The sequence below is a fragment of the Rhodospirillaceae bacterium genome, from assembly GCA_016712715.1.
In the GTDB taxonomy this organism is placed as follows: Bacteria; Pseudomonadota; Alphaproteobacteria; order Dongiales; family Dongiaceae; genus Dongia.
In genome coordinates, this window is sequence record JADJQM010000003.1 from 334,424 (window position 1) to 354,518 (window position 20,095).

Here is a 20,095-nt window from a genome sequence, read left to right on the forward strand (position 1 = left end):
TAGCCAGCATCGAAAACCAGACATGATGGTCGCGCTCGTCTACCCGCATGGCTTTATATCAGCGCTATTATCATACGTGGATTCTTCTGTCCCAATTGTCTTTTTTTGACGATCCAGATACTGAGTGATAATTTTCTTTGATATCACTTCGCCTTGAGCAAATGACAGCAAAGCACCATCATCATAATACTGAAACTGATGCCACCAAACCTGTCGCCCGTAACTCCATTTGAGTACGCAGACCATTCTGTCATTGCTGTCGAAATGATCCTCATAGTACGAGCGTAGTGAAAGAACCGGTTCGGAGTTCTTCCTTTCGACAGGAGAGTCAAAGGTCCGTGAAGAGATTCGGGATGCATCTGCAGCAGAAATTTCTTTAAGCAGCTTGAAAGGCCAGATCATCATTTGATAGTTCACAAAGAATCTGGGCTTGCTGGCCAACGACTCATCTCCGAGCGCGGAGCTGCTGAGGTGCATTGTACAAATGAATGCACCTATCAAGTATAAGGACTTCAATAGTCGTTTCTCCTTCTTATCCCGACGCCTCTAGATATTATCACCCTGGATCAGACCAAGCTTTCTTATCCCGCTTTCTCTTCGCCTTCCGCTTTCTTATCTGGATCCAGATCGGGATACTGCCGGACGATATGCATAACGAGTTCATAGCCTAGTGCGCGCATAGCCTCGGCAAGACGCCGGCGAACCCAGACCCGTTCGGCTTCATCCTCAATTTGACGACTAAGATCATCGAGTTTGGAGAATGATGTTTCAGGGCTGCATAAAGCCGCCATCATTGACGTTGCCGTATCCCGCTTCATGGCCGCTCCCGAATTAAAAAACTTAGCGATTTAAACTGTCAATCCTGCTTCCCCGCGTAGCGCCGCGCGGATATCCGGCCGCACGCCCATGACCTCGGACACTATTCCGCGCGGACCACAGAAGCCCAAATAGGTATTGTCATGCAGCGCAGCGTAGCGGACAACGCCAGCCGACCGACGGTCGGTCGATCGGTGGCGTTTCGGATTGATCAACGCGTGCGTATAGAGGTCATAGCTTGCAAAATCGCAGGTGGTCATCTCCAGCAGGATCTTCTCGACCTCGTCGAGAAAGGAAGTTACCTCGGCATCCTCGGCGTCGAAGAGTGCGTTGATTGTCAGTGGCGTATGTACTAGGTCGAAGCTGTAATCTACTTGATGCCCGTTCTGTTCCTTCAGCACGGGCACCCGGATGATCGGTTTTTGCTGCTGCGACTGCCATGAGACGGCGATACACCTCCCCATTTGACGAAAATGGGCTCGATTTTCGAGTTGCGACACTTCCACCCCGCCGATCAGTCGGATGGGATCGCCTGATAGAATATCAATGGGCCAAGGCACCCGAAAAACCGCTTGTACTGTATTTCCAGCACGGCTGGCAGCGGTCAAGGTGGAGGCGAATTGGATGCCTTCGGTTCCGATCCATGAGGCCGACTTGCCCCGATGATACTTTTCAGAAAACATTCTGCCTTCTGGAAATCGGTCGAGCAGTTTTTCGCTCAGGATATCGACCTCTTCTTCCAGCATCGCGACCTCAAGCTGGCGCAGGCGCTTCCAGCCCTGCGGCGATTTGCGTGGCGCCGGGAAATAGTCTGCTTTGAATTTCATGAATACCTCAGCTTGTCTGATCGACAGAAACACAATTTCGGCTTTTCGGCCCTGTTGAAAAGAAAGATGCTAGGCGCAAATCGCGCCGAGCTCCATAAGAGGTTACCTAGGTCCGGGATTGGTGCGTCGGCATTCCCTTGTTATCCGAGAGCAGCTGAAGACATTCAGCATGAAATCTTCGATGATTTCATTTATTTCATTGGCGTCATTGGTCATTGGCTTCCGTAGATAGTCATAGGCATATCCAGCCTTACCTGCGTCAGCATTGGCCATTCCCCGAGTTAACGCTGCGGCAAGATTCCTGACGATCTTTTCAGTATTCTGATAGATTCTACTTTCGGCATTCGTCTCGCGCAGGGTGGGTTGGCCGGTCGCTTTAATATCTACGGTGTTCAAGTGATAGAGGCACTCAAAGTCGCCATGCTTGAATCCAAAGGTGAAGTCTGGACGGACACTGTTTAGGTTTCCTGGACTGTCAAAGTCACCGATATGGTATTGTGGATTTCTCGCTTCCGCACCGCCTTTCAACTTTACCAGCTGCACGTCACGGCATCCTTCCAGGGCTTTTTGCACAGCCTCTGCCGCTCTCTTGTCAAGTTCTTGCACTGCTGGACGACCGCGTGAGCCGTGAGGATTGTAGGCTGTTATTTCTTCTCCATTTATCCAAATCTGCGGCAATTGCCCCTGAAGGACCGCGTGCGCAAAGTCGTTCTGAAGGTCGCGCAGGTCTTCCGATGTTGGGTTGAAGGCTTTTGGCTCCGGTAGTTGAGGAGCGTTTTCTAACTCTCTCTCGTCTCCAGCAAGCAAACCAGCCGTCGCTACGGAGGCCACCATCCCGGCAGTGATTCCAGGTCCGCGCGACGGATCATTGTCGTTGGCTGGATCGGGTTGGTTGTCGTTGACTGGCGGTATCGTGCTGCCTCGTAATGAATCTGGATTCTTTATGGTCGGGATTTCAGCAGGTTTTGGTTTGGACAACGCAACCTGTTCGGCTACCCGTTGAAGCTCAGCGTCTTCCTGTTCTTGGGTTTGCGTGGGGGATGTCATGAGGGCGAGGAAGCCGCCAACCAATCCTGCGAATGCAGCACTTCCTGCTGCAGTGGCACCTATTGCTGCATCGCTCAAGAGAGCGGTAACCGTCGCCGCAGCGGCACGGGCTCCGGCGAAGAGTTCACCAGCACCGCCCAGGGCCGGGAGCGCCATCGTCGTGCCGGCGATAACGGGCATAGTGGTTTTGTTCCTAGCCGCAGCTTTATCCGTCTCTTTTGGTCTGCCCTGCCGTTCCTTTTGTTATGCTTCTGCGATCTGCTTGAGGTGCGCAATATCCGCTTTTTTCAAGTCTATCGGTATGCCAGCATCGCCAAAGGTGACGTCAACGGCTTGCAGCAATGACTCTTCGTCTTTGTTTAGCGGTTGGCCGCTTCGCTGCTTCTCTATTGCAGAAATGAGCGTGGATAATCGTGAATGGATAGAAGCGGTTTCTTCGGTTGATGCGCTGGGTTTCTCGAGCAGCTTCGCTGGCATCTCCTCAATGCTTCTCGGCTGATAGCTCCGCGCTACCGCCTCGTCGATTTCCGGATCGTTGTCGTTAGAGGCGATCGGTGCAGGATCGCTGAGGCGTTCTGCTTTCTCCAGAGCAAGTTTCCGGCGCAGGGCCTGGGTTTCGGCGCTTTCCTGGGTGCCTTCGTTGGCAGCGTAGAAAAAGCCGTCGTCATAGCCGCGATAGATGCCGGGGATGCCGAGGGGAATCTCGCTGCCATCCGGCGCGCGGGTGGCCTGCTGCAGTTTCGGCTGCTGGTCCATCGGCAGGGGGTCGCCGTTATGGGCCGATCCGGGATCGACGCCCATCCGGGCGTAATGAAGATTGAGCGCATGGGCGTCCGGGCGGTCGTCGCGCGCTTCATGCGGGCGGCCGAAAGGATATCTGAGGGGCACTTTGGCGATGTCGACCAATTGGTCGACCGGCTTGGGCGCCGCACCCAGATAGACATCGATTGCGTCCTGGCCCTGGGCCTGGTTTGCCGCAACGCGCGGGCCGCTTTTGTAGAGCCGGCCGTTCACCTCGAAATGCTGCGCGTCCGGTTTTTGGCCCGTTTCCTGGAAAGCCTTCTGCACCGCCCAGCTGGCCGGCTGGGCCTCGGTCCAGCGTTCCGGATTGATACCCTGGGTGTGGAGGGCGGTTGCGATTTTTAGCTTTTCGGCGTTTTCCGGCGGTTCTATCGTCTTCAAGCGGTTGTATTTCCTCGCTCTTCTTCGCGAGAATTCCCGCACTCTTACTGGGAATCGGTCTAAGCATGGCAAATCCTCCCACAGGTTGATAAACGTAAATTACATCACGCAAATTACATTCGTCAACCACAATGTTCGTTTTTTGTTCTCACGCCTTGACTCGCCCCACAATGAGAACAAAAACAAAACATGACCCAGGCTCACCCCACGCTTAAGCCACTTTCCGCCCCCGCAACCCAGCCGGCGGGCCTGGCGGCCCTGCGCCGGCAGATTGCCTTGTTGGAGAAGCTGCCGCAGGCCGGCATGGGCGGTCCCGCCACCACGCGCGCACTCACCTGGGGTCTCAACGCCATCGACCTTCATCTCCCCGGGGGTGGCCTGGCACTCGGCGCCCTGCATGAGTTTGCCGGCCATGGACCCGATCTCGAGGAAGCGAGCCTTGCCGCCGCGGCCGTGGCACGCCTCATGGGCCGTCGCCAGCAGCACGGGAATGGCAGCACGCTGTGGATCGCCCGGCAGCGCGATCTTTATGCCCGCGCCTTGCCGGAACGCGGCGTCGATCCGGACCGGCTGCTGCATCTGCGCATCAAGCGCAATGCCGATGCGCTCTGGGCGATGGAAGAAGCATTGCGCTGCGCCGGCCTTAACGCGGTGGTGGCGGAGATCTCCGCCCTCGATCTCACGCAGAGCCGGCGGCTGCAATTGGCCGCGGAGAAAAGCGGCATCCCGGCCCTCGTGATCCGCCGCGGTGGGCGCGCCGATCAGTTGCGGCAACTCGGCAGCCAGCCGATCGCCGCCGTCACGCGCTGGCGCATCGGCCCGGCACCTTCACTGGGCATCGAGGCATTGCCGCACCCAACGCTCCCCGGCCCGGCTCGCTGGCACATCGAGGCTGTGGCTGCCGCGGTGGGCGTCCTGGAACCTGGCATATCGAGGAACATGAAGATGGATGGCGAGAAGCGACGTTTCCTCAGCCTGTTTCTGCCGCACTGGCCGACCGACCGCTGGTGGCGCCGGCACCGTCAGCAGCAGAACCCGGCATCAAGCGCGCCGCCGGTTGAGGCGCCGCTGTTGCTGGTGCGGAGCAGCGGCAATCTGCGCCTGGTGCATGCGGCCGATGATGTGGCGCTGGCGCGCGGGCTGTTTCCCGGCCAGCGTCTGGCCGATGCCTTGGCCTGTGTGCCGGAGGCGCGGGTGGAACCGGCCGATCCCGCGGGCGATCTCGGCAATCTCCATCAACTGGCGCAATGGGCGACGCGCTTCTCGCCGCACACAACGCCGGATGCGCCCGATGGCCTCGTTATCGACATCACCGGCTGCGCGCATCTGTGGCAGGGCGAGGACCGGCTGATGGCCGATGCGCTCACGCGCCTTGCCCGCCAGGGCTTCCAGGCGCGCGGCGCCATTGCGGGGACGATCGGCGCTGCCTGGGCCAGCGCCAGGTTCGGCGGCGACCACGCCATCATTCCGCCCGGCAGCATTTCAACGGCCCTGGGTCGCCTGCCCGTGCGTGCCTTGCGCCTTGATGATGTGACAGCGGCCGGGCTCGAGCGGCTGGGCCTGCGGCGCATCGGCGATCTTTATCCGCTGCCGCGCGCCGCTCTCACCAAACGCTTCGGTGCGCGGTTGCTGGAGCGGCTGGATCAGGCCTTGGGCTATGCCGCGGAGAGTCTCTCGCCCTTGGCGCCGCTGCCCGATCACCGCGTCAGCCTGGTCTTCGCCGAGCCGATCTCGGCACCGGAATCGATCGCGCGGGCGACCGACATTTTGCTCACGCGCCTGCTCGGCGAATTGGCGACACAGGAGTTGGGCGTCCGCCGTCTCGGCCTCATTGCCCATCGCCTCGATGAAGCGGCTCCCGGCCTCATCATCGGCACCGCCCGCCCCAGCCGCGACCTGAAGCATCTGCTGCGTCTGTTGACGGAGAAATTGGATAGCATCGATCCCGGCCCCGGCATCGAGCGCATGAGCTTGAGCGCCCTGGTCTCCGAAAGAATGACGGCGACGCAGGTCGATCTCGAGCGGCGCAATCCCGCCGTCACCGCGGCTGACATTGCACCCCTGGTCGACCGGCTCACCAACCGGCTTGGGTCGGGCAGCCTCACCGTGCCCCGCGCCATCGCCAGCCATGTGCCGGAGCGCGCGGTCACCTTCGTGCCGCCGCTGCAGAAGAAGCAGCCGCCCAATGATTGGAACGTGGCGCTGCCGCCACGACCGATCCGCCTCCTCTCGCCGCCCGAACCGATCGAGGCGATTGCCCCCGTGCCCGATGATCCGCCGCTGTCCTTCCGTTGGCGCCATGTGCAGCACCGCGTCGCCAAGGCGGAAGGACCGGAGCGCATCCGGCCGGAATGGTGGCAGGCAGGTGATGACGGGAAGGACACGCGCGATTATTACCGCGTCGAGATCGAGGACGGCCGCCGCTTCTGGCTCTATCGCAGCGGCCTTTATGCGCAGGATACGGCACGGCCGCCGCGCTGGTTCCTGCACGGCATCTTTGCGTGATGCGCGGCAGCAAGATCATCCCGCTCCCCATCGCGCCGCGCGAACCCCGCGCGGTGGCGGAGGATGCCGGCTATGTCGAGCTTTCAACCATGACCAATTACTGCTTCCTGGAAGCGGCCTCCCATGCCTGGGAGTTGGCGGTGTCGGCCAAGGCGCTCGGCATGAATGCGTTGGGCATTGCCGACCGCAATTCGCTGGCCGGCATCGTGCGCGCGCATGTCGCCTGCCGGAAATTCGACCTCCGCCTCGTGGTCGGCTGCCGCTTGAGCTTCCGCGATGCGCCGGACATCCTCGCTTATCCACTGGACCGCGCCGCCTATGGCCGGTTGTGCGAGCTCCTCACCCTGGGACGCCGGCGCGCACCCAAGGGCCAATGCCATCTCGACTACGCCGATTTCGTGGCGGCCAAGGAAGGTTTTCTGGCGATCGTGGTGCCGCCAGCAACCACCCCTCACCCCAACCCCTCTCCCCAGAGGGGCGAGGGGCTTGTGAGTACACCGTCAGCCCCCTCGCCCCGCGTCAGCGGGGAGAGGGTTGGGGTGAGGGGTGGTCATGACGGGCACGCTCTCCCTGCCTTCCTCCATCGCTTCCGCACTGATTTCGGCGATGCCGGCTATCTCGCCCTTGCCCATCTCTATCGCGGTGACGACGCACGGCGCTTGCGGGCATTGCAAAGACTGGCCGATGAAACGGGCATTCCCACCATTGCCATCAACGAGGTGCGCCACCACGCCCCGGCGCGCAAGACGCTGTTCGATGTGCTGACCTGTGTGCGCCATGGCTGCACCATCGACAATGCCGGCTACCGGCTGGAGAAGAATGCCGAGCGGCATCTGAAACCGGGCAGCGAAATGCGTCGCCTGTTCCGCGGCCTGGAAGATGCCGTGGCGCGGTCCGCCGCCTTCGCCGCGCGCTGCACCTTCTCGCTCGATGAGCTCAAATATGAATATCCCGAGGAGGTCGTGACACCCGGCGAAACACCGCTTGAAAGCCTGAAGAAGTTCACCTGGGCGGGTGCCAAATGGCGTTATGGGCCTGATCTCTCGCCCAAGATCCGCCAGCAGCTTGAGCATGAATTCGCCCTCATCGAGGAGATGGATTACGCGCGCTATTTCCTGACTGTGCGCGATATCGTGCGGGAGGCGCGCCGCCTGGGCATCCTGCACCAGGGCCGCGGCTCGGCGGCCAATTCGGTGGTATGCTATTGCCTCGACATCACCGCCGTCGATCCCATCCAGAACGATCTGCTGTTCGAACGCTTCATCAGCACCGCCCGCGACGAACCGCCGGACATCGACGTCGATTTCGAACATGAGAGGCGTGAGGAAATCATCCAGTACATCTATGAAAAATACGGCCGCAACCGGGCCGGCCTCACCGCCACCATCATCTGCTACCGCTCGCGTGGCGCCCTGCGCGATGTCGGCCGCGTCATGGGACTTTCCGAGGATGTCATCAACCGCCTTTCCAAGACCATCTGGGGCTGGTCGATGCGGGCGCTGACCGACCAGCAGATCCGCGATGCCGGCCTTGACCCCGATGACCGGCGCCTGCGCCTGACCCTTGATCTGGCACAGGAACTGGCCGGCATGCCGCGCCACCTGTCGCAGCATGTCGGTGGCTTCGTCATTTCCAAGGGACCGCTCTCCAGCCTGGTGCCGATCGAGAATGCAGCGATGGTGGACCGCACCGTCATCCAATGGGACAAGGACGACCTCGATGCGCTGAAGCTGCTCAAGGTCGATGTGCTGGCGCTGGGCATGCTGACCTGCATCCGCAAGGCATTCGACCTCATCGCGCAGCAGACCGGCCAGCAACTGGAACTGGCCGGCATCCCGCAGGACGATACGGCCACCTATGACATGCTGTGCGCGGCCGACACGGTGGGCGTGTTCCAGGTCGAGAGTCGCGCGCAGATGACCATGCTGCCGCGCCTGAAACCCCGCAATCTTTATGATCTCGTCATCGAAGTCGCCATCGTGCGCCCGGGGCCGATCCAGGGCGACATGGTCCACCCTTACCTGCGCCGGCGCGAAGGCAAGGAACCCAGCGACTCACCCAGCGAAGAATTGAAGGCGATCCTCGACAAGACCAAAGGCGTGCCCCTGTTTCAGGAACAGGTGATGAAGATCGCCATCGTCGCCGCCGGCTTCAGCGCCGGCGAGGCCGACGAACTGCGCCGCGCCATGGCGACCTTCAAGAAGACCGGCACGATCAACTCTTTCCGCGACAAGTTCATTGGCGGCATGCTGGCGCGCAACTACCAGCGGGATTTTGCCGAGCGTTGCTTTCGCCAGATCGAGGGCTTCGGCAATTATGGCTTTCCGGAAAGCCATGCTGCGAGCTTCGCCCTGCTGGTCTCGGTCTCCGCTTGGCTGAAATGCCATTATCCGTCGATCTTCGCCGCGGCATTGCTCAACAGCCAGCCCATGGGCTTCTATGCGCCGGCCCAGATCATCCATGACGCCGATGAACATGGTGTCGTCATCAGGTCCGCCGACATCAACCACAGCAATTGGGATTACACTATCGAGCGTGTGACCGACGCCAAGCCTCATGCGCCGTTACGCAACCGGCGCGACCGCCTGTTGAAAGCCGCGCAGACGCGCTATGACAAGCACCTCTCCCTCCGCCTGGGACTGCGGCAGGTCGACGGCCTGAAGAAAGCCGAGATCGACCGGCTGATCGCCGCCCGCGGCGATGGCTATCGCAGCGTCGATGATCTGTGGCGGCGAACCGGCCTCACGCCGGCCACCCTGGTGAAGCTGGCCGAGGCCGATTGCTTCCGCTCCCTCGGTTTGGAGCGGCGCCAGGCGCTGTGGGCTGTGAAGGCGCTGGACGAGGCGCCGCTGCCGCTGCTGGCCGGTCTTGAACCACCGCCGCCGCAAATGGCACCCCTGCCGGAAATGCCACTTTCGCAGCATGTCATCGAGGATTACCGGACCCAGCATTTCTCCTTGAAGAAGCATCCCCTTTCCTTCCTGCGCCCGACCCTGCGGCGGCGTGGAACCGTGCCTTGCAACTATCTGGGTCACCTGAAGAACGGAGAGCGCATCTTCGTCGCGGGGCTGGTCCTCGTCCGCCAGCAGCCGGGCACGGCCAGCGGTGTCATCTTCATGACCCTGGAGGATGAAACCGGCATCGCCAATCTGGTGGTCTGGCCGCAATTGTTCGCACAGTACCGGCCGATCGTCATGGGCGCCGGGCTGGTCGGCTGCGTCGGGCGCATCCAGATCGAGGGCAAGGCACCCGAGCAGGTCATCCATGTGGTGGCGCAGCGTCTCATCGACATGACCGAGCTGCTGCATAATCTGAAGGAAGGCGACGGTCCGCACGGCGGTCCACACATGGGCCAAACCCTCGCCGTTCCGGTGGCCAGGGCCGATGAAGTGACCCGGCCCAATGGTGGCGATGCCCGGCAACGCGCCGAAAGGCCCGCCCTCGTTGCCCGCAGCCGCGATTTTCACTGACCGAGCCGATCCATGATAATGTCCCGCCTTGGCAGGACGCGATCGGCACCCCATATATCGCCCTCGCCCTTTCAGGCCGTGAGGAGATCCCCAGATGTTCAGTTTCGCCCGCAAGACCGTCGAGATGCCCAGCCCGGAGACCGCCTTGCCCGGCCGCGCCACCGCGATGTCCTTGCCCAACCCGCATCTGATCACCGGCCATAAGCTGACCCCGCCCTACCCGGCCGGACTGGAAGTCGCTGATTTCGGCATGGGCTGCTTCTGGGGGGCGGAGCGCAAATTCTGGCAGGTACCGGGCATTTATGCGACCGCCGTCGGCTATCAGGGCGGCTTCACGCCCAACGCCACCTATGAAGAGGCCTGCAGCGGCCGTACCGGCCATACCGAGGCCGTCCGCGTCGTCTATGACCCCACCAAGGTGTCATATGAGACCCTGCTGAAGACCTTCTGGGAAAGCCACAACCCGACCCAGGGCATGCGCCAGGGCAATGATGTCGGCACACAATATCGCAGCGCCATCTATACCCATTCAACGGCACAGCATGATCTGGCACTGGCCAGCCGCGATGCCTATCAGGCGGCGCTGGCCAAGGCGGGTGCACGAGATCCGATCACCACGGAAATCGCCGCGGCACCACCCTTCTATTTCGCCGAAGACTATCACCAGCAATATCTGGCCAAGAACCCGGGCGGCTATTGTGGCCTCGGCGGCACGGGCGTCTCCTGCCCGATCGGTGTCGGCGTCGACGCCTAGGCGGCAAGTGCCGCGAGGAAATTGCGGCAATAGGCTTCCGCAGTACTGGTGAAGACGCGGGCGCGCAGATGCGCCATGCGATCCTGCCGTTCATCCTGAGGCATGATCAGTGCCTGGTGCATCGCTTCCGTGATCTCGTCAGGGTCATAGGGGTTGACGATCAAGGCTTCCGCCAGATCCTCGGCCGCCCCGGCAAACCGCGACAGGATCAGCACGCCCGGATCGTTATGGTCCTGGGCGGCAATGAATTCCTTGGCCACCAGATTCATCCCATCGCGTAGCGGCGTCACCAACCCGACCCGTGCTGCCCGGTAGAAGCCCGCCAGCATGGGGCGGGTCATCGGCCGGGTCATATAGCGCAAGGGCACCCAGTCGAACTCGGCAAAGCGGCCATTGATGTTGCCGGCCTTGCGGTCAAGCTCGCGACGCAGCGCCTGATATTCCGAGACGTCTTCCCGGCTCTTTGCCGCGACCTGCAGATAGCTCACCTTCTGCCGATGCTCGGGGTAATCCTGCAGGAGCTTGCCGAAGGCGCTGAACCGGTTCGGCAGGCCTTTCGAATAGTCCAGCCGATCCACCCCGATTACCAATGACCGTCCAACGAGGCTTGACAGCAACCGCCTTGTTTCCGTCGAGCGTTCAGCCTTCGATGCCATGGCGGCAAAGGCACGCGCATCGATGCCGATCGGATTGGCGATGGCGCGCGCGGAGCCACCGGCAGTCACCAGCAGCCCATCCGGATCCGGCTCAATGCCCAGCACCTGCTTCACCGCATCGAGAAAATCGCGGCGATGCTCCTCGGTCTGCAGTCCCACCACGTCATAAGCAAGGAAAGCGCGCAGCAGCGTTTCGCCCTGCGGCAAGGCAGCAAAGAGACTCGCAGGCACAAAGGGAATGTGGAGGAAGAAACCGAGTCGATTGCGTACGCCCAGCCGTCGCAACTCGGCACCCAGAGGGATCAGGTGATAGTCATGAATCCACACGATATCGTCCGGTCGCAGTTCCAGCGCCAAGGCGGCAGCGAAGGTCCGATTGACGGAGAAGTACCCCTCGAGATCCTCGCGTTTGAAATCGATCAGACCAAGGCGGAAATGGAACAAGGGCCAAAGCGTCGAATTAGCGTAGCCAACATAGAACTGGTCATAATCCTCCTGCGACAGATCGATCGTCGCATAAGTGATCCCGCCTGCCTCTACCTTGCGGACCAGATTGAGTGCGGCCTTGGAAATCTCGCCACTCCAACCAAACCAGAGTCCACCATCTTTCAACGCATCGCTGACACCGACGGCAAGGCCACCTGCGCGCGCGCCACGTTCATTGGGCAGCGGTACTCGGTTCGAGACGATTACGACGCGCGCCATAGGCCCTCCTCCCAGCTCCGGCTGAGGCGCATGGCGGACAGGATCATGCCGACCATCGAGAAGGTTTGAGGAAAGTTGCCCCAAAGCGTGCCGTCGATGCCGTCGAGATCTTCCGACAGGAGACCCAGATGATTGCGTCTGGCGAGGATCCGACGAAACAGATCCTCCGCCTGTTCGCGCCGACCGACAGCCACCAGCGCGTCGATGAACCACCAGCTGCATACCAGGAAGGCCGTTTCCGGCCGGCCGAAATCGTCGGGCTCGTCGTAGCGGATGATGAAACCGTTATGCATCAGCCGCTTCTCGATGATGTCCAATGTGCGCAGGAAGCGCGGATCGTCGTAAGGCAGCAGGCCAATCTCGGGCAGCATCAGCACGGCGGCGTCGCACACTTGCGAATCAAAGGCGCCGGCGATCCAGCCGTCGGTGGCAGAAGTCGATCGTTCCAGGATGGTGGTCCGCAAATCGGCAGCGAGCTTCAGCCAGCGGTCGCGATCCGCGATCTCACCCACCGGCCCGGCGATGAGGCCCAACCGGTGCAACGCCGCCCAGCACATGGCGGCAGAATGGGTGTGCACGCCGACGCGCTCGCGATACTCCCAAAGGCCCGCATCCGGCGCCAGGGCAGAGGCTGCGGCAAGATCGCCGATCGGCCGCAACTGGCGATAGAGATCGAGATCGCCCACGGTCGGCAGGCGCTCATCATAGAACATCTGCGCCGCGGTGAGGATGATGGAACCATAGCCGTCATGCTGTCGTTGGATCACCGCAGCGTTGCCGACGCGAACCGGTCCCATGCCAAGAAACCCAGCCAAGGCATCGGCATTGCGCTCGGTCACATCGCTGCCCGGCACGATCGGATAGAGCGGCACCTCCGGCGAGACGCCGGCATTCAGCACCGCATTGAGGATGAAGCGCACATGGTTTTCCATGGTGCGCGTGGCACCCAATCTGTTGAGTGCCGTCACCGCGAAGTAGGAATCGCGCAGCCAGCAATAGCGATAGTCCCAGTTGCGGCCCGAATGCGCGGCCTCCGGCACCGAGGTGGTCAGTGCCGCAACGATGGCGCCGGTATCCTCGAAGGTGCACAGCTTCAAGGTGATGGCGGCGCGAATGACCGCTTCCTGGAAATCGAACGGAACCGCAAGATCACGCACCCATTCGCGCCAATAGGCCAGCGTCTGGTCGAGAAACTCGGTCACCAGCGCTTGCGGCGCCTCAGGCACCGGGTCATCGCCACCGATGATGAGATTGACCGGGCGGTCGAGCATTAATTCGACTTCATCCGCGAGATAGCTCACCGGCATGTCGGTAGTAACGCGCAAGGTACTGTCGCCGGCAACGAAACGGAGATGGTTGCTGCCAATGCTGACCCTGGGCACCGTTGCGCCATAGTCGAAGGTGGGTCGCATGCGCACCGTGATCTTGCAACGGCCGCCGATTGGCTCGATGCGCCGGATCAGCATCGGCGGGCAGAAAAAACGACCAAACCGCATGAAGCGCGGTGCAAAATCGATCACTCGGCAAGATCCGCCTTGACTGTCCGTAAAGTTGGTTTCCAGCACGGCGGTGTTGCGCTGATAGCATTGCGTCGTGGTGGCGACATCGCGAATGACGAGATCGGTAAAGCCGTGTGCTGGCTCAGTCCCGTTCACCAGGGCATTAAACAACGGGTCGCCGTCAAAGCTGGGAAAACAGAACCATTGATGCCGCCCGGCTTGATCCACCAGACTTGCAACGGTCCCATTGCCGATGACACCCAGATCCAATTGCGCCATCTATTTTCCCACTTGATCTGGATTGCGGTCGAAGCTGGCGGCAAGTTCGGCAAGCCATGCGCGGACGCGCGCAGGCTCCCCCGCGAACACGTCTGGTACGCGGAGGCCGACACCACCCAATCGTGCGGCGGCCGCAATGGCATCCTCGTCCGTCACATCATCGCCGATGAACAGCGGTCGACGGCCCCGAAAGGGCTGCTGTGCCATCAACGTCGTCAGCGCATTTCCCTTGTTGACCGTCCGATGGCGCAACTCACGCGCCATCACCGCTGGCAGGACTTGGAAATCGTCGCATCCCGCCATCAACTCCTGCAGCATAGCCATGATCGGCAGTGCTGCCGGCAGATTATGGCGATAATGGATCGCGATGCTGTGGGACTTTTCCTCAACCAGAACGCCTGGCCAGTTCTCGGCGGCAACACGAAGCGCTTCGCGCCATTTGGCTGGTACCACCGTCTCGGACTCGGCTTCGATGATGCCGCCATCCGGGCAACGCAGCACCGCGCCATGTTCGCCGGCCGCTACAAGGAGCAGCGGATGCAGCAAGCGGTCAATGGTGCGCAGCGGTCGCCCCGAAATGATCGCCAAGGCACCGGACAATCCACGTCTCACTTGTGCCAGGATATCGATCAGGTTGTTGGGAACGAAAACCGAATCCGGCGACGCAGCCAGATCGAGCAGCGTCCCATCCAGATCCAGGAAAAGCGCCCAATCGCGCGCATCCAGTAGATATGGGCGCGGCGGGAGGTCTTGGTTCTCCTGCAACGTCATGAAAATTCAGCGTTCATCGCCGCACCAATAGATCCATTGTTCAAAAATTGACGTAAATATGTCGACAAGCTTCTAACGCTGTACATGGGCCATGGTTCCACTTGGGTTTAGGCTTGCCCTCGGCTAGGCTGCCAGTTGGATCCAAGCTGGAGTTGATCACTAGACCATGTCAGACGCCGTGCCGGGCAAAGAACAGCTCTACATCGCCAGTTCGACGGCAGATGACGCATTGCGCTCTGGCACCTATTGCACCGATATTGTTGCGTTCCATGATTTCTGGTGCCGGAAGCGCGGAAGGCGCACCATGCCGGCGCGCCGCGACTTTGATCCTGTCGACATGATCCCCTTTTTGCCCGGCATTGCCCTCATCGATGTCGTCGATGACGATCGTCGGTTCGTTTACCGATTGATGGGTACGCGCGAAGTCGCGATGCGTGGCAATGATCCCACAGGAAAAGGTGTCACCGATGGCTATTTTGCGACCTCGGCCGAGGCTGCCCTTGCATCCTATGACGACGTCGTGGCGCGGCGTGCACCGCGTTTCGAACAGCGTCGGTTTGTGACACCCGACGGACGCATCGGCAACGAACAGACGGTGATCCTGCCGCTGTCCGAAGATGGGCAAGCGATCAACATGATCATCGCCTACACCCATCATTATCTGGTTTGAACGGCTAGAAGCGATCCTTGGCGGCCCGGATCGCCCCGAGGATCTCCGTATCACTGCTGCCTTCGCCGCCAAAACGCCTGCGCAGAGTCGGTTGATCGGCGCGTAGGAAGGGATTGCAGGCCTTCTCGACCGCCAGAGTGGACGGCACCGTGAATTGCCCGGCGGCGCGCGCCGCTTTGATCAGTTCAGCCTGTTCTTTCAGCGCGGCATTCTCCGGTTCGGCGGTCAACGCAAAGCGGCAATTCGACTGCGTATATTCATGGGCGCAATAGATGCGCGTGTCGTCCGGCAGAGCGCGCAGCTTGAGCAGCGACGACCACATCTGCACCGGCGTGCCTTCGAACAGGCGGCCGCAGCCCAGCGAGAACAGCGTGTCTCCGCAGAACAGGGCATGGTCGTCCGCAAACCAGTAGGCGATGTGGCCGCGCGTATGCCCGGGTACGAAGAAGACCCGTGCATGATGACCGGCAAAATCGGCACCGCTCGCCTCATCCACGGCGATATCGATTCCGGGAATGCGATCCCTGTCATAGGCCGGGCCGATGATCGTGCAGCCTGTTTGCGCCTTGAGGTCGAGATTGCCGCCGACATGATCGCCGTGATGATGCGTGTTGAGGATATGCGTGAGCTTCCAGCCATGTTCCGCGCAGGCGGCCAGGGCCGGCGCTGCTTCGGCCGGGTCCACCACGGCGGTGGCGCCACTGACCGGATCATGGATCAGAAAGCCGTAATTGTCCGAGAGCATCGGAAAAACAACGATTTCTAATGGCTGTTGCGGCATCGCGCTGGCTCCAAAATCACTTTGGGGCTGACGATAGCAGCGGATATGCCATAATCAAAGCAGACAGGATCAGACACGGATAGGTTGGCGCGTGTTTCAGGATGTGGTCGATCTCCGCGATTTCTACCAGACGCCGCTTGGCGCGGTGACGCGCCAGCTGCTGCGGGCGCGGATCCGCGAATTGTGGCCGGATGTGCGCGGTCAATCGGTGCTCGGCCTCGGCTTCGCGACACCCTATCTGCGGCAGTTTCGCGGCGAAGCCGAGCGCGTGCTCGCAATCATGCCGGCCGGTCAAGGGGTCGTGCATTGGCCGTACAATGAGCCCAACCTCACCGCCCTTGCCGATGAAACCGAACTTCCGCTGCAGGATTATTCGGTCGACCGCATTCTGATGGTGCATGGGCTGGAGGGATCGGACCATCCTGGCGACATGCTGCGCGAAGCCTGGCGCGTGCTGGCCGGCGGCGGTCGCCTGCTGCTGGTGGTGCCCAATCGCCGCAGCCTGTGGGCGCAGCTGGAACGGTCGCCCTTCGGCTTTGGGCAACCCTATTCCGCCGGGCAATTGTCGCGCCTGTTGCGCAACCATTCGTTCACGCCGCTGCGCACGGCCCGCAGCCTCTTCTTCCTGCCCTTTCGCAACCGCTCGTGGCTGCGGGCAGCCCCCGGCTGGGAAAAGTTTGCGCGACACGCCATGCCGGGCCTGGCCGGCGCCATCCTCATCGAAGCCACCAAGCAAGTCTATGGCGCGATGCCCGTCAAGAGCCGACGCCGCCGCTTGCCGGCCATGGTACCGGTCACGACAGCCGCGACCCGCAGCCTGTCGCGCGATTCGACTTCGGAGTGACGAGGTTTCCTCAGGCGCGCGCCTTTGTTGCCCGCGGCGGCGTAAGCGAGACCAGACCGGTTGCCAGCGTTTCCAGCAGTGTTTCGCGCAGCCGCTGCGTGGCGGGCGGCGGATTTTCCATGCCGACATGCAGGAACAGATCGATCGTCGAATTCATCGCCGGCAGGCCGCTCTCGGCACCCAGAACACACAGGCGCGACGGAATCCCTTCCGACGTGCGCGGTGTGACACCAAGCCCGGCTTCAACCGCCGCGTAAAGACCAGCAAGGCTGGGACTGTTGAAAGCGATGCGCCACGGCATGCCGGCGGCATCAAGCGCTTCGATCGCCCGAGTGCGGAAGGTGCAGGGTTGCTTGAAGGCCAGCAGCGGCACCGGCTCGCCAGGCGCCTGCCTGAAATTGCTGGACCCGATCCAGCGCAATGGAATCTCCGCAACCTTAAGCCGGCGCGGGCTCGGATAATCGCCCCAGCACAAGGCGAGATCCAGCTCCCCCTTCTCAACCGCCACCGCGAGATTGACACCGCGTTCGACCAGGACATCGACCCTGATCTGCGGGTGGGCACGGGCAAAGCGCCCCAACAATTGCGGCAGCCAGCTCTCGGCGAAATCCTGGACCAGGCCGAGGCGCACCCAGCCTTCGACCGCGACGCCGCGGGTCGCTGCCAGGGCCTCGTCATTCAGTTCCAGCAGGCGCTTGGCGTAGGACAGCAGAATCTCGCCGGAGGCTGTCAGGGCGAGGCCACGCCCGTCCTTGCGCAACAAGCTTTCGCCGACCTGCTCCTCAAGCTTCTTCAATTGCAGGCTGATGGCCGATTGCGACCGCCCCAACCGGTCGGCGGCCTTGGCAAAGCTGCCCAGCTCCGTGCCGGTGACGAAACTGCGCAACACATCCATGTCGAGGTTAGTTATCTGCATATCGTTCTATTTTTCGAAACTATCCGTTCAGAACTACCAATTTTTCAAAACAATCATGGGCAATTACATCTCTCTCGTCAAGCCGATCAACCCCGCAAGACGGAGACGAAAATGACCGATTCAACCCATCGCCTGTTTGACCAGCCTGAGGTCGAGCAGCCTGTCCAGACTGTTAGCCTTGGCGCCTCGCTGGTGGCCGTGCTGATCGTGGTCGCCCTGGTCCTCACTGCAGTCAAACTGTTGAGCGAGCCGCAGGAACCGCGTTCCTCCCTGATCCCGCTCGATCAGCCGGCCGCCTGGTCAGGCTTTACGGCCTGAAGCCGGCCGGCATCACCAGCTGGATCGGTTGCGGTGCTATCTCGATGATCGCGGGCAACTGGCCCAGGATGTCGCCATCCCCCTGGATGGGGTCCTGGGCGGGCCCATCGATGGCGACGTGACGTCCTTCAAGAATGCGATAGCCGCGCGCGGTTGGTAGCGTTCCCAGGGCCAAGGCCAGAGCGTAGCGCAGCATGTGAAAGGGGCCCCTGCGCTCGAACAGACAGACCTGGAACGAGGGCTGACCCAGCCGGGCGCGTGGCGCCACGATATGCCTGCCGCCATAGAATCTGCCCTTGGCAACGATGACCGAGGCGGCGTCGAGGATCGGCCCCTGATCGACCCGCACGCGATAGGCCGGAAAACCAAAACGGAAGAGTTGCTTCACCGCCCCGACGATATAAGCCCCTTTGCCGATGCGGCGCTTCAACGCCACATCAAGCCCCGCCACCACATGGGCATCGACACCGACACCCGCCATCAGCGTGAAGGCTCGGCCATTGGCAAGCCCGACATGGATGGCCTGCGTCCGCCGCGCATCGAGAGCCGCGGCAATGGCGTCGGGATTCACCGTGAGGCCGATCTCCGCCGCCAGGACATTGGCCGTGCCCATGGGAATGAGGCCGATCGGCATGGGGGTCTGGGGGTTGGCAGAGACCAGGCCATTGATTGCCTCGCCGATCGTCCCGTCGCCGCCGGCGACGGCAAGGAGGTCGGGCCGGGCCACCGCCGGCAGACCGGCGATGTCGGCCGCGAAACGCTCGGCATCGCCCCTGGCAGCGGTCGGCTTCAGTTCGACCGCCCAGCCGCGGGCCGTCAGCCGGTCGCAGACATCCTCCAGCACCAGGCGGCGGTGGCGGCCGGCCATGGGATTGAAGATGATGGTGATGCGGGGGGCTTGGCTCAAATCAGTCTCGGGAGGGCAGGAATCGATCGGTGGCGGCAGACCCTAAACCGACATCGGTGCTTTCGCCACAGCGCGGCTGAACGGCCGCCAATCTGGCGTCAACAGCTCAACGCAATCGATATATCATGGTGTGAGAACACCAGGACTATACGGCGCCGCTGTGATCCCCTATAAGCAGCGCCTTGCGGCCGTTTCGGTGGCCGGTTGATTGACTCTGGCCGGGGCTTTCTTTATATAGCCGCGCCAAACCACAACTGATTGAATTCTTGGAGATTTAACGTGAAACGTACCTTTCAGCCCAGCAAGCTGGTCCGCGCGCGCCGTCATGGCTTCCGCTCGCGTATGTCGACTGTGGGCGGCCGCAAGGTCATCTCGTCGCGTCGCGCCAAGGGCCGCAAGCGTCTCAGCGCCTAATCTGGCGCTGACCTTGTTCCCTGTCGCTGCCGTAAAGTCAGTTCCCGCGCGATGACCCGCATCGGCCGCCTGAAACGGCGTGCCGAATTCCTGGCCGCCGCGGCTGCTAACCGCAAATGGGTGGCGCCGGGTCTGGTGTTGCAGGCGCGCGCGAACGACGTTGCACCATCCGACGCCATTTCCATCCGCTTAGGGTTCACCGCCAGCCGCAAGGTCGGCAATGCCGTCGCGCGCAACCGGGCCCGTCGGCGTTTGAAGGCAGCTGCCGCTGAGGTCCTGCGCGAGACGGCGGTGACCGAGGTCACGACCGATCTGGTCCTGATTGCGCGCCCAGCCACTGTCGTGCGCGATTATGCGGCCCTCAAGGAAGATTTCCGCCGAGGTCTGAAAAAGCCTGGGCGTCGCCCTGCCGATCCAGGCCACGTCATGATTTCCCCCAATACCCGGTCCTGGTGGTTGTTGATTGGCATCCTGCCGATTCGGCTTTACCAACTGACCCTGTCGCCCTTCTTCGGCTTCAACTGCCGCTATCAGCCAACCTGTTCGGCCTATGGCATCGAAGCAATCGAGCGGCATGGTTTGATAAAGGGTGTTGCATTGACCTTGCGCCGTCTCGGCCGCTGCCACCCCTGGGGCGGTGCTGGCTACGATCCGGTGCCGGGCACCAACGACCACCACCATTCTGACCAGTGCGGTCACTCGGCCGCCCCGTCCGGCCATTAAGTCTCGTCCAG

19 protein-coding genes and 1 pseudogene are annotated in these 20,095 nt (G+C 61.6%); 9 read left to right on the forward strand and 11 right to left on the reverse strand.

Annotation, left to right across the window (positions count from 1 at the left end; genetic code table 11):
• Positions 1–39 precede the first annotated feature (39 nt).
• From IPK59_19360 to IPK59_19380, 5 genes are all read right to left on the reverse strand, one after another.
• Positions 40–441 carry a hypothetical protein gene (locus tag IPK59_19360; protein MBK8160823.1) on the reverse strand — a complete coding sequence of 134 codons (402 nt, stop codon included), beginning with the start codon at positions 439–441 and terminating at the stop codon, positions 40–42.
• Positions 442–581: 140 nt separating this feature from the next.
• Complete coding sequence (locus IPK59_19365) at positions 582–818, reverse strand: hypothetical protein (protein MBK8160824.1); 237 nt, start codon at positions 816–818, stop codon at positions 582–584.
• Positions 819–848: 30 nt separating this feature from the next.
• Positions 849–1,643: a hypothetical protein gene (locus IPK59_19370; protein ID MBK8160825.1), complete on the reverse strand. Its 795-nt coding sequence runs from the start codon at positions 1,641–1,643 to the stop codon at positions 849–851.
• A gap of 102 nt (positions 1,644–1,745) precedes the next feature.
• A complete protein-coding gene (locus IPK59_19375) occupies positions 1,746–2,870 on the reverse strand; it encodes a hypothetical protein (GenBank protein MBK8160826.1) in 1,125 nt (374 codons plus the stop codon).
• Between the two features lie 63 nt (positions 2,871–2,933).
• Complete coding sequence (locus IPK59_19380) at positions 2,934–3,914, reverse strand: hypothetical protein (protein MBK8160827.1); 981 nt, start codon at positions 3,912–3,914, stop codon at positions 2,934–2,936.
• Positions 3,915–4,811: 897 nt separating this feature from the next.
• Here IPK59_19380 and IPK59_19385 point away from each other — a divergent pair.
• From IPK59_19385 to msrA, 3 genes are all read left to right on the forward strand, one after another.
• Positions 4,812–6,377, forward strand: coding sequence for a DNA polymerase Y family protein (locus IPK59_19385; GenBank protein MBK8160828.1), 1,566 nt, complete (start codon positions 4,812–4,814; stop codon positions 6,375–6,377).
• A complete protein-coding gene (locus IPK59_19390; GenBank protein MBK8160829.1) occupies positions 6,377–9,847 on the forward strand; it encodes an error-prone DNA polymerase in 3,471 nt (1,156 codons plus the stop codon). The genes IPK59_19385 and IPK59_19390 overlap by 1 nt, the downstream gene beginning before the upstream one ends.
• Before the next feature lie 94 nt (positions 9,848–9,941).
• Entirely contained in the window at positions 9,942–10,601 is a 660-nt protein-coding gene (gene msrA / locus IPK59_19395; protein MBK8160830.1) for a peptide-methionine (S)-S-oxide reductase MsrA, read from the forward strand.
• Here the strand turns inward: msrA and IPK59_19400 are convergent.
• The 3 genes from IPK59_19400 to otsB are packed head-to-tail and all read right to left on the reverse strand — an operon-like array spanning position 10,598 to position 14,511.
• Positions 10,598–11,962 (reverse strand): trehalose-6-phosphate synthase, encoded by a 1,365-nt coding sequence (locus tag IPK59_19400; protein ID MBK8160831.1) that lies wholly within the window; start codon positions 11,960–11,962, stop codon positions 10,598–10,600. The genes msrA and IPK59_19400 overlap by 4 nt on opposite strands.
• Positions 11,947–13,740: a glycoside hydrolase family 15 protein gene (locus IPK59_19405; protein MBK8160832.1), complete on the reverse strand. Its 1,794-nt coding sequence runs from the start codon at positions 13,738–13,740 to the stop codon at positions 11,947–11,949. Before IPK59_19405 ends, IPK59_19400 begins: the two co-directional genes overlap by 16 nt.
• The gene (gene otsB / locus IPK59_19410) at positions 13,741–14,511 is read right to left on the reverse strand and encodes a trehalose-phosphatase (protein ID MBK8160833.1); all 771 of its coding nucleotides are present in this window, start codon (positions 14,509–14,511) and stop codon (positions 13,741–13,743) included.
• Between the two features lie 166 nt (positions 14,512–14,677).
• Here otsB and IPK59_19415 point away from each other — a divergent pair, with 166 nt between their 5' ends.
• Positions 14,678–15,181 carry a PAS domain-containing protein gene (locus tag IPK59_19415; GenBank protein ID MBK8160834.1) on the forward strand — a complete coding sequence of 168 codons (504 nt, stop codon included), beginning with the start codon at positions 14,678–14,680 and terminating at the stop codon, positions 15,179–15,181.
• Between the two features lie 4 nt (positions 15,182–15,185).
• Here the strand turns inward: IPK59_19415 and gloB are convergent, their stop codons facing one another.
• A complete protein-coding gene (gene gloB, locus IPK59_19420) occupies positions 15,186–15,962 on the reverse strand; it encodes a hydroxyacylglutathione hydrolase (GenBank protein MBK8160835.1) in 777 nt (258 codons plus the stop codon).
• 91 nt (positions 15,963–16,053) lie between these two features.
• Between gloB and IPK59_19425 the strand changes: the two genes are divergently transcribed.
• Entirely contained in the window at positions 16,054–16,806 is a 753-nt protein-coding gene (locus IPK59_19425; GenBank protein ID MBK8160836.1) for a methyltransferase domain-containing protein, read from the forward strand.
• Between the two features lie 10 nt (positions 16,807–16,816).
• On the opposite strand, the gene IPK59_19430 is transcribed toward IPK59_19425, so the two are convergent.
• Positions 16,817–17,722: a LysR family transcriptional regulator gene (locus IPK59_19430; GenBank protein ID MBK8160837.1), complete on the reverse strand. Its 906-nt coding sequence runs from the start codon at positions 17,720–17,722 to the stop codon at positions 16,817–16,819.
• 111 nt (positions 17,723–17,833) lie between these two features.
• On the opposite strand from IPK59_19430, the gene IPK59_19435 reads away from it, so the two are divergent.
• Positions 17,834–18,040: a hypothetical protein gene (locus tag IPK59_19435; GenBank protein ID MBK8160838.1), complete on the forward strand. Its 207-nt coding sequence runs from the start codon at positions 17,834–17,836 to the stop codon at positions 18,038–18,040.
• Here the strand turns inward: IPK59_19435 and IPK59_19440 are convergent.
• Positions 18,030–18,947 (reverse strand): diacylglycerol kinase family lipid kinase, encoded by a 918-nt coding sequence (locus IPK59_19440; protein ID MBK8160839.1) that lies wholly within the window; start codon positions 18,945–18,947, stop codon positions 18,030–18,032. The genes IPK59_19435 and IPK59_19440 overlap by 11 nt on opposite strands.
• A 279-nt stretch (positions 18,948–19,226) precedes the next feature.
• Here IPK59_19440 and rpmH point away from each other — a divergent pair, with 279 nt between their 5' ends.
• The 3 genes and pseudogenes from rpmH (at position 19,227) to yidD (ending at position 20,084) form a co-directional block, all read left to right on the forward strand.
• The gene (gene rpmH / locus IPK59_19445) at positions 19,227–19,361 is read left to right on the forward strand and encodes a 50S ribosomal protein L34 (GenBank protein MBK8160840.1); all 135 of its coding nucleotides are present in this window, start codon (positions 19,227–19,229) and stop codon (positions 19,359–19,361) included.
• A gap of 51 nt (positions 19,362–19,412) precedes the next feature.
• A pseudogene (gene rnpA, locus IPK59_19450) lies at positions 19,413–19,775 on the forward strand (ribonuclease P protein component).
• Between the two features lie 12 nt (positions 19,776–19,787).
• The gene (gene yidD, locus IPK59_19455) at positions 19,788–20,084 is read left to right on the forward strand and encodes a membrane protein insertion efficiency factor YidD (protein ID MBK8160841.1); all 297 of its coding nucleotides are present in this window, start codon (positions 19,788–19,790) and stop codon (positions 20,082–20,084) included.
• Positions 20,085–20,095: the final 11 nt, after the last annotated feature.

What these genes read in the sequence shown, in the direction of transcription:
- IPK59_19365 (MBK8160824.1), bottom strand. Translation starts at nt 818, where the DNA reads ATGAAGCGGGATACGGCAACGTCAATGATGGCGGCTTTATGCAGCCCT.
- IPK59_19370 (MBK8160825.1), bottom strand. Translation starts at nt 1,643, where the DNA reads ATGAAATTCAAAGCAGACTATTTCCCGGCGCCACGCAAATCGCCGCAG.
- IPK59_19375 (MBK8160826.1), bottom strand. Translation starts at nt 2,870, where the DNA reads ATGCCCGTTATCGCCGGCACGACGATGGCGCTCCCGGCCCTGGGCGGT.
- IPK59_19385 (MBK8160828.1), top strand. Translation starts at nt 4,812, where the DNA reads ATGAAGATGGATGGCGAGAAGCGACGTTTCCTCAGCCTGTTTCTGCCG.
- IPK59_19390 (MBK8160829.1), top strand. Translation starts at nt 6,377, where the DNA reads ATGCGCGGCAGCAAGATCATCCCGCTCCCCATCGCGCCGCGCGAACCC.
- msrA (MBK8160830.1), top strand. Translation starts at nt 9,942, where the DNA reads ATGTTCAGTTTCGCCCGCAAGACCGTCGAGATGCCCAGCCCGGAGACC.
- IPK59_19400 (MBK8160831.1), bottom strand. Translation starts at nt 11,962, where the DNA reads ATGGCGCGCGTCGTAATCGTCTCGAACCGAGTACCGCTGCCCAATGAA.
- IPK59_19405 (MBK8160832.1), bottom strand. Translation starts at nt 13,740, where the DNA reads ATGGCGCAATTGGATCTGGGTGTCATCGGCAATGGGACCGTTGCAAGT.
- otsB (MBK8160833.1), bottom strand. Translation starts at nt 14,511, where the DNA reads ATGACGTTGCAGGAGAACCAAGACCTCCCGCCGCGCCCATATCTACTG.
- IPK59_19415 (MBK8160834.1), top strand. Translation starts at nt 14,678, where the DNA reads ATGTCAGACGCCGTGCCGGGCAAAGAACAGCTCTACATCGCCAGTTCG.
- gloB (MBK8160835.1), bottom strand. Translation starts at nt 15,962, where the DNA reads ATGCCGCAACAGCCATTAGAAATCGTTGTTTTTCCGATGCTCTCGGAC.
- IPK59_19430 (MBK8160837.1), bottom strand. Translation starts at nt 17,722, where the DNA reads ATGCAGATAACTAACCTCGACATGGATGTGTTGCGCAGTTTCGTCACC.
- IPK59_19435 (MBK8160838.1), top strand. Translation starts at nt 17,834, where the DNA reads ATGACCGATTCAACCCATCGCCTGTTTGACCAGCCTGAGGTCGAGCAG.
- yidD (MBK8160841.1), top strand. Translation starts at nt 19,788, where the DNA reads ATGATTTCCCCCAATACCCGGTCCTGGTGGTTGTTGATTGGCATCCTG.